This is a genomic window from Staphylococcus sp. HMSC071G07 (assembly GCF_001811435.1).
Classification (GTDB): domain Bacteria; phylum Bacillota; class Bacilli; order Staphylococcales; family Staphylococcaceae; genus Staphylococcus; species Staphylococcus pettenkoferi.
This window is the reverse complement of sequence record NZ_KV804768.1, coordinates 180,469-192,501: the sequence shown is the minus strand read 5'-3', so window position 1 is coordinate 192,501 and position 12,033 is coordinate 180,469. Positions and strand designations below refer to the sequence as shown.

The 12,033-nt window shown below is 38.4% G+C and carries 12 protein-coding genes and 1 pseudogene; 10 read left to right on the top strand and 3 right to left on the bottom strand.

Going from position 1 to position 12,033, the window contains the following annotated elements:
• The first annotated feature begins 158 nt into the window (after window positions 1-158).
• Both HMPREF2802_RS05230 and HMPREF2802_RS05225 read left to right on the top strand, forming a co-directional pair.
• Window positions 159-344 carry a YkvS family protein gene (locus HMPREF2802_RS05230; protein WP_002471890.1) on the top strand — a complete coding sequence of 62 codons (186 nt, stop codon included), beginning with the start codon at window positions 159-161 and terminating at the stop codon, window positions 342-344.
• A gap of 4 nt (window positions 345-348) precedes the next feature.
• Entirely contained in the window at window positions 349-951 is a 603-nt protein-coding gene (locus HMPREF2802_RS05225; protein ID WP_002471898.1) for a CPBP family glutamic-type intramembrane protease, read from the top strand.
• Between the two features lie 178 nt (window positions 952-1,129).
• On the opposite strand, the gene HMPREF2802_RS05220 is transcribed toward HMPREF2802_RS05225, so the two are convergent.
• A complete protein-coding gene (locus HMPREF2802_RS05220) occupies window positions 1,130-2,107 on the bottom strand; it encodes a phage tail tape measure protein (protein ID WP_141746380.1) in 978 nt (325 codons plus the stop codon).
• Between the two features lie 411 nt (window positions 2,108-2,518).
• Here HMPREF2802_RS05220 and HMPREF2802_RS05215 point away from each other — a divergent pair, with 411 nt between their 5' ends.
• The 3 genes and pseudogenes from HMPREF2802_RS05215 (at window position 2,519) to HMPREF2802_RS05205 (ending at window position 4,168) form a co-directional block, all read left to right on the top strand.
• Entirely contained in the window at window positions 2,519-2,920 is a 402-nt protein-coding gene (locus tag HMPREF2802_RS05215; RefSeq protein WP_070502995.1) for a phage holin family protein, read from the top strand.
• Window positions 2,901-3,470, top strand: a pseudogene (locus HMPREF2802_RS05210) (N-acetylmuramoyl-L-alanine amidase family protein); the annotation flags it as partial. The gene HMPREF2802_RS05215 and the pseudogene HMPREF2802_RS05210, both read left to right, overlap by 20 nt.
• Window positions 3,471-3,580: 110 nt before the next feature.
• Entirely contained in the window at window positions 3,581-4,168 is a 588-nt protein-coding gene (locus HMPREF2802_RS05205; protein ID WP_070502993.1) for a GNAT family N-acetyltransferase, read from the top strand.
• A 161-nt stretch (window positions 4,169-4,329) separates the two neighbouring features.
• On the opposite strand, the gene HMPREF2802_RS05200 is transcribed toward HMPREF2802_RS05205, so the two are convergent.
• Window positions 4,330-5,268, bottom strand: coding sequence for a 1,4-dihydroxy-2-naphthoate polyprenyltransferase (locus tag HMPREF2802_RS05200; protein ID WP_070502992.1), 939 nt, complete (start codon window positions 5,266-5,268; stop codon window positions 4,330-4,332).
• Window positions 5,269-5,451: 183 nt separating this feature from the next.
• Between HMPREF2802_RS05200 and HMPREF2802_RS05195 the strand changes: the two genes are divergently transcribed.
• The 5 genes from HMPREF2802_RS05195 to HMPREF2802_RS05175 all read left to right on the top strand — a co-directional run bounded on the left by HMPREF2802_RS05195 (window position 5,452) and on the right by HMPREF2802_RS05175 (window position 10,758).
• Entirely contained in the window at window positions 5,452-6,804 is a 1,353-nt protein-coding gene (locus tag HMPREF2802_RS05195; RefSeq protein ID WP_070502991.1) for an isochorismate synthase, read from the top strand.
• Window positions 6,797-8,476, top strand: coding sequence for a 2-succinyl-5-enolpyruvyl-6-hydroxy-3-cyclohexene-1-carboxylic-acid synthase (gene menD, locus HMPREF2802_RS05190; RefSeq protein ID WP_070502990.1), 1,680 nt, complete (start codon window positions 6,797-6,799; stop codon window positions 8,474-8,476). Before HMPREF2802_RS05195 ends, menD begins: the two co-directional genes overlap by 8 nt.
• Complete coding sequence (menH, locus tag HMPREF2802_RS05185; protein WP_070502989.1) at window positions 8,463-9,269, top strand: 2-succinyl-6-hydroxy-2,4-cyclohexadiene-1-carboxylate synthase; 807 nt, start codon at window positions 8,463-8,465, stop codon at window positions 9,267-9,269. Before menD ends, menH begins: the two co-directional genes overlap by 14 nt.
• A complete protein-coding gene (gene menB / locus HMPREF2802_RS05180; RefSeq protein ID WP_002471904.1) occupies window positions 9,262-10,080 on the top strand; it encodes a 1,4-dihydroxy-2-naphthoyl-CoA synthase in 819 nt (272 codons plus the stop codon). The genes menH and menB overlap by 8 nt, the downstream gene beginning before the upstream one ends.
• 228 nt (window positions 10,081-10,308) lie before the next feature.
• On the top strand, window positions 10,309-10,758 hold the full coding sequence (locus HMPREF2802_RS05175) for a MarR family winged helix-turn-helix transcriptional regulator (RefSeq protein ID WP_002471928.1): 450 nt from the start codon (window positions 10,309-10,311) through the stop codon (window positions 10,756-10,758).
• A 50-nt stretch (window positions 10,759-10,808) separates the two neighbouring features.
• Here HMPREF2802_RS05175 and HMPREF2802_RS05170 read toward each other — a convergent pair whose 3' ends face one another.
• A complete protein-coding gene (locus tag HMPREF2802_RS05170) occupies window positions 10,809-11,972 on the bottom strand; it encodes an aminotransferase class I/II-fold pyridoxal phosphate-dependent enzyme (protein WP_070502988.1) in 1,164 nt (387 codons plus the stop codon).
• Window positions 11,973-12,033: the final 61 nt, after the last annotated feature.

Genomic DNA, 12,033 nt, shown 5'->3' with positions numbered 1-12,033 from the left:
ATGAAGGCTTGAAATACGACGATACTGTGACAATCTTAAAAGGCTTGATAAAGCGAATATATTCCTCTTTATTCTTATTAGAGTTAATGGTTATCTGTTTATTTGTCGCGGTTTTTTTAGTACAATACTATCTAGTTAACATTCTAGGAGGTCTTAATATGACTGTCGCAGAAGTAGGAAATATTGTAGAATTTTATGATGGTTTAAAAGGACGTGTAGAGAAAATTAATGATAATTCTGTAATTGTAGATTTGACAATTATGGATAACTTTGAAGAGCTTGATTTACCTGAAAAAACAGTTATCAATCACAAACGTTATAAAATCATAGATCAAGAAGGATAAGAATATGGGAAAAGTTTCAAAAGCACTATTGTGGTTTATCCTTAGTTTTATAGTTTTTCACATCATTCTTTATATCATGTGGGGAGAAAGACAAGAATACTGGTACCTTTATACAGGTATTATGCTGATTGCAGGTATCAGTTACGTCTTCTATCAGAGAGATATCGAGTCGAAGCGATTGCTTACATCCATAGGGTGGGGCATTATCACGGCTATTGTACTGATTATCTTACAGTTGATATTTGCAGCAATCACTTCTGATATTAAGTATGCTTCATTGATTAAGATGCTCTCTAGAACGGGCGTCTATTTCAAATGGCAAATGCTAGTAACACTATTGTTAGTGATACCTTGTCATGAGTTGTATATGAGAACCGTCTTACAGAAGTGCATCCTGCAGTTGAAGGTACCTAAATGGATAAGTATCGTCATTACTGCGTTAGCTTCAGCTTCACTCTTCTTCTACTTAGATAATAAGGCATTGTTACTATTTATCTTCGTAGCACAACTCATATTATCAGCAAGTTATCTATATACAAGACGCATTGCGACAACCATCGTAGCGCAAATTGTGGCGATTGTCGTATTATTGATTTTTAATGCTTGATTAATTGTTAGGGAAGTACATAACTGTTTTAATTTAGGTTTATTAAAATAAGTGACAGTTCTGATTCTATTTAATGCCAACTATATATTTTAAATACCTCCACCATAATTGTTTTTTAACCTTTAATAGTAGGTTGCCAAATTATGGTGGAGATTTTTAAATCTCTTTTTAAACGGTATTAGATAAAGTGCAAAATAATCGATGCTATAATGTTTATGACAGTAAATAATAAACCAAACTTAACGAGCATGCGATTCTCTCTTTGTTTTAGTGTTTTTAATAAATTATCAATTTTTGTATTCACCTCTTCGCGAAATGCATTGATTTCTGAACGTATCTCTTTTTTGAAATCATTCATTTCTTCACGAAGCGAGTCGAAATCAGCTTTTATCTCTTTTTTGAAGTCGTTCATTTCTTCACGAAGCGAATCGAAATTAGCTTTCATCTCTTTTCGGAAATCATTCATGTCTTCTCGAAGTAAATTGAATTCATCCTTCATCTCACTTTTGAATTGATACACTTCATTTTTATGCGCTTCGAAATCATTTTTCCTCTCGTTTCTAAAATAATTAAAATCATCTTTCATTTCATTACGCGTTTGTTCGAATTTCTTCTCCATATCTTTTTTGAAACGCTCATATTCTTCTTTTCTTTCATTATTAAATTGAGTGAATTGATTTTCCATATAGCTTTTAAAGGACGCGAAATCAGACTTATTCTCCTCTTTAAACTGAGCATACTCATCCTTCATCTCTTTTTTAAATTCGGAATATTTACTTTCCATTCCTTCTTTAAACTTATCGAAATTTAAGTTTAACTCAACTTTCAAGGCTTTATTATCCTCTTTCGTATCTTTAACGAAATCCTTATACTCTTGTTTTAACTCGAGTCTCAGTTTGTCATTCGCTTCGGTTTGCACTTCGTAAAAGTGTTGGTTGTCTTGGCGTATGCCAGTCATTTCTGTTTGGACATTTTCTAAGGCTTGTTGATAACTTTCTCGCAACTGATTGAGTGTCTTCTTAGTAAAGTCTTCATGTTCTTGTAAATGCTGAAGGGATTGCTGATGCGTTGAGATATTGCTTTCAAGAGCAGCATGCTTCCTATCCAATTTCTGTTTATGTTTATAGAATTCTGCTTTAGTTAAGTAATTTGTCATGTTCTCATCTCCTAGATGTCTTTTGTAGTGGTAGGTGAGCGGTGCTTGAGGTTGCTTTAACATGAGTTTAAGTTCAGAAGGGTGGTAAAAATGCGGGTTAGAGCTCATTGATGTCTCCTTTATCTTAGGTTGTCGTCTAGTGTAAGGTGCAAATAAGGATTGAGAAGCGGTTAAAGACGGCGAACGCGCCTGTATTTTTATTATCAAAGTTATTATATAGCAAAACACCCCTCTGCTCAATCTAAAATATAATATTAGAATAATATTCGAATTAATTTTGTGGATAGAGGAGAAAAGATCAAATTTTACTACGCATATCTCAATACAAGTCACCGATACTCATTGTTTTAACCTCAATTGTTATTTCTTTCGATATTTAGTGTGAATTCGCAGTGAAAGGAGGTTGAGACGATGATCGATCATTTAACGCTACCTGTTGCACATGGCACGTCGCTATTCTACTCAGGCAATTGGTTACTGATCAACGCTTTGATATTACTTATGATTACAGATGTAATTACGGGTTTGTTAAAGGCTATCAGTAAGGGACAGTTGTGGAGTAAAAGTGCGCTTAATGGTTATGTTCGAAAGATTGGTTACTTGTGTGTCATCTTAGCAGGCAACCTCATAGACGTCATCTTTCAAATGCATGGGATGTTTATCAATAGCTTTGTTCTATTTTACATCGTAGGTGAGTTAACGAGTGTACTTGAGAATGCAGTAGCAATGGGCATTCCTGTGCCTAAACTATTAAGCGACAAACTGATGATAGACAACAAAGGAGAAGTGACACATGACGAAGACACTCATTGATTATTGGAATAATGTTCCTGTTTATCGACAACTCTTACCTATAGGCACTCGGCGCTGTGGGGCAAGATTAACTACGGGGAGACCGGTGTTTGCCGTCTTTCACGATACTGGCAACATTGACAGTACAGCGCAGAATAATGTGGATTATTTCACGCGGACGTACAACGAACCGTGGGAAAGTGTTTCTTCTGCACATATCTTTGTTGATGATGTAGAAGCTATCGTTTGTATTCCGATTGACGAAAAAGCTTGGCACGTAATGTATAACACGGTGACGGATAATGTGTGGTATGGGATTGATGCAAATGACGGCGCGTTTGGTCTGGAAGCGTGCTATTTCTCCAACCGTCAACGCTCTTTAAAGTCTTTGGATAATGCCTGTCGAGTTATGGCGGCGCTGTGTCGATCGTGGGGGATTAATCACTGGGACCACATGCCAGGGCATCAAGACATACAGAGTGATAAACGAGATCCTGGTAATCTCTTGGCAGCGTGTGGTTATGCACGTGAGGATATGAATCGTATCGATCAACTCGTAGCGCGTTATTTGTAATCGAAACTTCTGCCGAGCGCCTTATCTTAGGTATATAATTATGTTTATTTAGTAAAATATTATATAATATAAAAGACTAACAAATAACGATTTAGGAGTTTGAAATTATGATTAGAAAAGCGCAATCTGAAGATACTGAACAGCTTGCACGATTAAGTTATATCATTTGGGAAGGGCTTGAAACAGATTTAGTTCAACATATCGAACGCACACGTTTATTAGATGTGATTGAGCGTAGTATGACTGACGTGAAATATCGAGGTCACATTGATAATATATGGGTTTATGTAATTGAAGGCCATGTAGCTGGATGTTTGATTGCTTATCCAGGTAAAGATGAGCTGGAGCTAGAGAAAGCTTGGTTAGAATTAGACTTAGACGAAGATATCAGGGCATATGGTTTACCGATGCCTACGAAAGAGGCGAAAGATGATGAATGGTATATCGAAACTGTAGCTACGTTTCCTGAATATCGAGGACGTGGTGTCGCCACAGCGTTGTTCCAACATGTGATAGGCCAACATCCTGACTATCAGTGGAGTTTGAACTGCGATGTGGATAATATAGGAGCGTTAAGCTTATATCACAAATTAGGTTTCGAATCAGCAGGTACGATCGATCTTTATGGTCATGAACATTATCATATGGTGTTATCTGACGATGCACGTGAACGCTACCGCTCTAGTAATGTGTAAAAGGGAAGACGAACCACGCAACTGATAGAAAGAACGCAACAACATAAGACAGAACAACATTAAATGACATAAGAATAACCCCAACAAAGCACCTTAAATACTTTGTTGGGGCTCTATATTGAATCCTGTTATATTAATTGGATTAAGTGAGACCTTATAGCTTAAATTACACCAGCAAGACCACTCAGATAAATACCTAAAGCGTACAGGATACCGAAGATGGTATTAGTTTTTCCTGTAGCTGCCATTGCAGGCATCATAGTTTGTGGTGTATCATTTTTCTTGAAGCGTCGAACTGCTTTAATTGGCATATTGAATGATAGCAGTACGAGTAAATAGAATAGTGATGCGCCTGGATGGAAGATAATGAGTCCAATCACAAATAGATAGGCGACAATGTATAAGAGACCCATTAAGCGAACGGAATTATTTTTACCTAATAAGATAGGTAATGTCTTACGGCCACTTTCTTTATCTTTCACGCGATCTCGAATGTTGTTTGCCATATTGATCAAACCAATCGTAATCACAATCGGAATACTAATCCAGAACGCATACCATTGTAAGTTGCCTGTTTGGATAAAGAAGGCGATGAGTATAATCACCATGCCCATAAACACGCCGGAGAATAACTCGCCAAATGGTGTCCATGAAATCGGCATTGGTCCGCCCGTATACAGGTAACCTACAGCCATACATACTAATCCTACTGGTAGAATCCAGAACGAGCTTGCTACAGCAAGAAAGATACCTAGTAGTGCCGCAATAATGTAGAATGCAATCGCGAGGTTGAGCACAAGTTTAGGGCTCATCCCATTGCGTACAATTGCGCCACCAATCCCTACGGAAGTATGGTCATCGAGACCTTTCTTGAAGTCATAATACTCATTAAACATGTTGGTAGCAGCTTGTATTAAGAGACAAGCGATGAGCATCGCCAAGAAGAGACTGAACTTCAGATGGTCTTCGCTACCTGTCATAAAGAGTTTAGCTGTTGCAGTTCCAACTAATACTGGAACGATAGCTGCTGTAAGTGTATGGGGTCTCATTAATTGCCAATACTTTCGGACAGTAGAATATTGTTGATATTGAGAAGCCATGCATATCATACCTCTTATTCGTATATTAATTTTTAGGAATCAAATTAATTTTAATAGAAGTTTTAATAGAGGTCAAATGGCGGATAATCATTTGTATCGATTTAAGCAATAATAAATACACAGTTTCTGAAAGATGGTACAATATTATAATGAATAAATTTTGTATTGAAAGAAGTGACATGCATGACTGTTGAGGTCAGGGAAGATGAAATCATAGAACGTGTTTATAAAAGCAATCATGATTTTGTTTCTGTAGAGGCGAAGATTAACCGCGAATTAAATCCTGTAGAACTCTTTCAACTGACTGAAGATGAAGCGGGAAATCGTTTCTACTTTAAAAAGAATAATAATCAACTGTCTTTTTTTGGTTTTAACGCACTTAAAAGATATAAAAATGACTTTGAAAATAAACAATCCATCTTCCGCGAATGGGAAAAAGATAAAGAACGTATTGATTGCATTCATCCTCATTCTGCTAAACATCACTTAAAAATATGCGGAGGATTTCAATTCTCAGCACATAAGTCAGGAGATGAATGGCGTCAATTTGGCATCAATCATTTTATCTTACCTGAAATATTGAGCACGATGGAAGACGGTGTCACATATGTCACGTATACAGTTCCACGAGAAGAATTTGATATAGAGCGTTTCAAAGCGATCGTTCAACGTCTGACAGAACGACCTGAATCCTCAATCGAACCGCCGAAAGACATCACACGCATAGAGGACATTTTTAAGGATGAGTGGCGTGATCTCGTTGCACAAACCGTAAAAGAACTTGATGAGACGAAAAAGATTGTGCTTGCTCGTAGAAGATTGATTCAATTTGAACAGCCAATCTCAGTGCCGTATCTATTGCAACGCGCATTAACTGGGGAACAGAATAGCTATCTCTTTGTGCTTGAGTCTGAAGAGAGCATCTTCTTCTCTCAAACACCAGAGCAATTGATTGAAGTGGAAGATAACGTGCTTTCTACTAAAGCGGTGGCTGGAACGATACGTCGGACACATGACGAACAGCTTGATGAGGAGAATATTCAAGCCTTTTTAAATGATCAGAAGAACTTGAATGAACATCAATTTGTAGTGGATAGTATCCTGCAAGATATTGAAGATTACGTGACGGAAGTGGATTACAATCGTAAGCCTGAAATCTTAACGAACGATCATCTATATCATCTCTATACACAAATTAAAGCGTCACTGAAAGAGAATGCCTATATTAAATTATTGGATCGCTTACATCCTACACCTGCATTGGGTGGTTATCCAAAGGATGAAGCTGTTGAATATATCGAACGTTATGAATTTGGAACACGCGGCCTCTATGGCGCTCCAGTAGGCTATATCGATATGGATGACGACTGTGAGTTTATCGTTGCGATAAGATCCATGTTACTTAAACAGTATCAAGCAATTCTATTTGCCGGTTGTGGAATTGTTTGTAATTCTGATCCTGATGCAGAAGTAGCTGAGACTTCTGTGAAATTTAAACCGATGATGAAAGCATTAGGAGTAGAAGTTAATGACTAAACACAAGGAAGCTTTAACGAAACAAGTATATCAACTCGCCTCTGAACTATATGCTTATGGTATTCATGAGGTGGTCATCAGTCCGGGGTCTCGTTCTACGCCATTAGCAATCGCCTTTGCAGCACATCCAGATATCAAAGTTTGGGTGCACCCTGATGAGCGTAGTGCGGCGTTCTTCGCTTTAGGGTTGATGAAAGGGAGCAAACGACCTGTTGCTATTCTGTGTACTTCAGGTACTGCAGCGGCAAACTATACGCCTGCAATAGCAGAGTCTCAGATCAGCAGACTGCCACTTGTCGTTTTGACAAGTGATCGTCCTCATGAGTTGAGAGGTATCGGCGCGCCTCAAGCGATTAATCAAGGTCGCATGTTTGAGAATTATGTCCATTATCAATTTGACTTTCCAATTGCGGATGGGCATTATCCTGACGCAATGACGCAAACGATTCAATTCCAGTTGCAAAAAGCAAGTCAGCATTTATATGGTCCTCATCGTGGCCCTATACATTTTAACTTGCCATTCAGAGAGCCTTTGACACCTGATTTAAGTAACTTAGATTTGCTTACTTCAGAGACGTATGCGATTCCGCATTATCAAAAAACGGCTTCGATGGATCATATTCAATCAAGTTTAGATAAGGACAAAGGTTTGATTGTGGTAGGGGATATGCAACATCAAGATGTGTCCCAAATACTCAAGTTTGCGACGATACATGATTTACCTATCCTCGCTGATCCATTGAGTCAGCTACGTCAAAGTCAGCATCCTAATGTCATCACGACGTATGACTTGCTGTTTAGAGCAGGTTTAAAGGTAGAACCAGACTTTATTATTCGCGTGGGCAAACCCGTCGTCTCTAAAGTGATTAATCAATGGCTCGGACGTACTGAAGCATATCAAATTCTAGTACAGAATAACGATCAGCCTGACGCTTATCCTGTTGCACCACATATCTCTTATGAAATGTCGGCGAATGACTTCTTTAGACAAATCATGGAGCTAGAGCCTAGGAAGCGTCATAACTGGTTAAATCACTGGCAATCATTAGAGAAACGTGCAAGAGTCGAGCTTCAAGACTATGTTGAACACGCTTCCGACGAATCAGCTTATGTCGCTCGTCTTTTAGAGAAACTCACTGCTGAAGATACATTGTTTGTGAGTAATAGCATGCCTATTCGTGACGTGGATAACTTAGCGACAGATTGTGAAGCGATGATTTACGCAAATAGAGGCGCAAATGGTATTGATGGCGTCGTTTCTACTGCACTGGGTATGGCGGTACATCGAAAGACGACGCTTCTGATTGGTGACCTGGCTTTCTATCATGATATGAATGGCTTATTGATGGCTAAAATGCATGATATTCATCTTAATATTGTTATATTGAATAATGATGGCGGTGGAATCTTCTCTTACTTGCCTCAAAAGCAATCTGCAAGTGATTATTTCGAACAGCTCTTTGGTACGCCAACAGGTTTAAATTTCGAGCATACTGCCTTACTTTATAACTTTACCTTTGAGAGCTATGATGATTTACAGTCATTTAAAGACATGCAGTTATCTGAGTTTGGTGGTCATATATACGAAGTGATGACTGAACGTGATGATAACCATCAACAACACCAAAATCTCTATCAGAAATTGAGTGATATGATTGATGTTGAATTATAATTTTTATCCAGCAGAGAAGCAGTCAAAGCAACTGCTCATTATGTTACATGGGTTTATCAGTGATCAGCGAACTTATCATCAACATTTAGATACTTTGCGACAACAGACGAACGTCTTACTCATTGACTTGCCAGGTCATGGGGTAGACCAGACGAATGAAGCAGAAACATGGGACTTTCCATTTCTCTGTAGCGCATTAGACGAAGTATTGAAGCAATTTGCAGAATATCAACTCTATCTACAGGGTTATTCTATGGGTGGTCGTGTCGCACTTTATTATGCAATATATGGTACAATGACACTTAGCGGTTTAATACTTGAAAGCACTTCACCAGGCATAGAAGATGAAGAACAAAGAATTGAACGTCAGCGTGTAGATGATGCACGTGCGAAGGTATTAAATCTTGCTGGTATTGAAGTGTTTGTTAACGATTGGGAGAAACTCCCTCTTTTTCAAACGCAAAAGCAACTCCCTAAAGAAATGCAACGAGGGGTCAGAGAGTTAAGACTCTCACAAGCACCGAATTGCCTTGCTAAAGCACTACGTGATTATGGTACAGGGTCAATGCCTAATCTCTGGCCTAAGGTAGAACAGATAACTACGCCAACTTGCATCATCGTTGGGGATTTAGATCATAAATTCTGTCGTATCGCAGAACGTTTGCAGCCCGCTCTTGCAAGTGCAACTACGCATGTAGTAGAAGATGTTGGGCATACGGTAAATGTGGAAAACATAACGGAATTTGATAATATAGTATTAAGATTTATGAATGAGGAGGACAAACATGTCTAGACAGTGGGAAACGCTCAAAGAATATAGTGAGATTAAATATGAATTCTATGAAGGTATTGCGAAGATTACGATTAACCGTCCTGAAGTACGTAACGCTTTCACACCTGATACAGTTCAACAAATGATCGATGCATTTAGTCGTGCTCGCGATGATGAACGTATTTCTGTCATCATCTTAACAGGTGAAGGCGACAAAGCATTCTGTTCTGGTGGAGATCAGAAGAAACGTGGACATGGTGGTTACGTAGGCGATGATCAAATTCCTCGTCTTAACGTGCTCGATTTACAACGCCTTATCCGTGTGATTCCGAAACCAGTTATTGCTATGGTTCGCGGTTACGCTATCGGTGGCGGTAACGTCTTAAACGTAGTGTGTGACTTAACGATTGCTGCAGACAATGCTATCTTTGGACAAACAGGTCCTAAAGTGGGCTCATTCGATGCAGGTTATGGTTCAGGTTACCTCGCTCGTATTGTAGGTCATAAAAAAGCACGTGAAATCTGGTACTTATGCCGTCAATACAATGCACAAGAAGCATTAGACATGGGCTTAGTTAACACTGTCGTTCCGCTTGATGAAGTGGAAGATGAAACTGTAAAATGGTGTCAACAAATCATGCAACATTCACCGACTGCACTTCGTTTCTTAAAAGCAGCGATGAATGCCGATACAGATGGTTTAGCAGGTTTACAACAGATGGCCGGAGATGCTACATTATTATACTACACAACTGATGAAGCGAAAGAAGGACGCGACGCATTCAAAGAAAAACGTCAACCAGACTTTGATCAGTTCCCTAAATTCCCTTAATTCAAAGAATCAAGATAATGATGAAGACAGCGGTTGAGTGTAAGATACATTCAATCGCTTTATTTTTATAAATCAATGCATAGAAGCATTGTATTTATTGCTAACTGTTATATATACGATAAGTATAAAAATATTAACACATTAGATATAAAATCTTATCATCTGATAATTAATGTTTGACAGATATTAATATTTAGAATATATTATAGTTGATGAGGTGAGTGTATTATGACTAAAGAATACGGTGATGAACTAAGAAAAGAACTTTGTTTCTTATTTTACGTAACAAACAAAGAAATAGTGAATCAATTTAATCAGTATTTGAAAAGATATGACATTAGTTTTCCGAATTACATTGTGTTACTGTATATCGACACAGATCGTCCGATATATATCAAGACACTTTGTGAAGAGCTCTATTTAGACTCTGGTACGATTAGTCCGATCATTAAGCGCCTAGAGAAGAAAGGTCTTATTAATCGTATTCGTACGCTTGAAGATGAGCGTCGTGTGAAGATTGAACTTACACAAGACGGCATCGACCTTAAGAAGCAATTCAGTAAAATTTCCGAAGATGTCATTCAACAGTTTGACATGCCAGAAGAAGACACTGTGACTTATTACAACTTACTACGTAAATTTACTGATCGAAACATCATTGAAAAATACAAGAAATAGCACAAAAGCGATTGTTGGAAATTGTTAACCAACAATCGCTTTTTCAATATTTATGACTGATAATGCTTTTCTAAAAATCTTTCAAGGCGCGCCATACCTTCTATGAGTTGTGATAATGGATAAGCGTAAGAGATTCTAACGTGACCTTGTCCATAATCAGTAAATGCAGAACCTGGTACCATGGCGACATGAGCTTCTTCGAGAACTTCCACGCAGAAGTTAAAGTCATCATCAGTGAAACGCGTGATGTTAGGGAAGATGTAGAAAGCACCTTCAGGCGTAGCATCTAGCTCAAAACCGAGCTCTGTAAGACGACGGACTAAATAATCGCGTCTTTCAATATAAGCTTCGTTCATATAGCGCGGTGCATCTAAACCTTCTTGCAAAGCAGCCTTACAAGCAATTTGAGCAGGCACATTTGCACAAATACAATTATAGGCATGCATAAACGTTAATTTCTCAATTAAGTATGCAGGACCCATGAGAAAGCCCATACGGATGCCTGTCGCAGAATGAGATTTACTTAACCCGCTAATGAGTAGAAGTTGGTCGCGTAGTTCCGTAAACTGACCGAAAGATGTATGGTGCCCTTTGAAGGTATTCTCTGCGTAGATTTCATCACTGATGACAAAGATTTCATGTTGCTTTAACGTTTCTACAAGTGCTGCCACTTCATCGTAGCTGAGTGTGACACCTGTAGGATTAGTAGGATAGTTTAAAAGTATCGCACGCGTTCTAGCAGTAATATGAGACTTAATCGCTTCAGGTGTGACTTTATAATCTGTTTGAGTTGTATCGATATAAACCGGCGTGCCTCCTAAAGTCTTCACGAGAGGGATATAGCCTGCGTATACAGGGCCAGGAATAATAATTTCGTCACCCTCATCAATGATACTGCGAAGCGCCGTATCGAGCGCCTCACTCGCGCCATTCGTAATAATGATTTCTTCTGGATCGTAATCCACTTCAAAGCGTTGTTTAAAGTATGCGCTAATCGCCTCACGTGTTTCGATGAGTCCCTTATTGTGGGAATAACTTGTATGGTTCTCTTCAATAGCTTCAATATACGCTTTTTTCACCACATCCGGCATCGGAAAGTCGGGTTGACCAATAGTAAGATTGACACAATCCGTCATGCCTTTCATACGGTTAGAGAATTGTCGAATACTTGGTGCTTGTAAGTATTTAGAATGTTGGTTTAACGCTAATTTCATTTTTTCACCTCAAAAAAACCGAATTGCTCACTCTATCATGTTGAAAGAATTAAATTAAGTC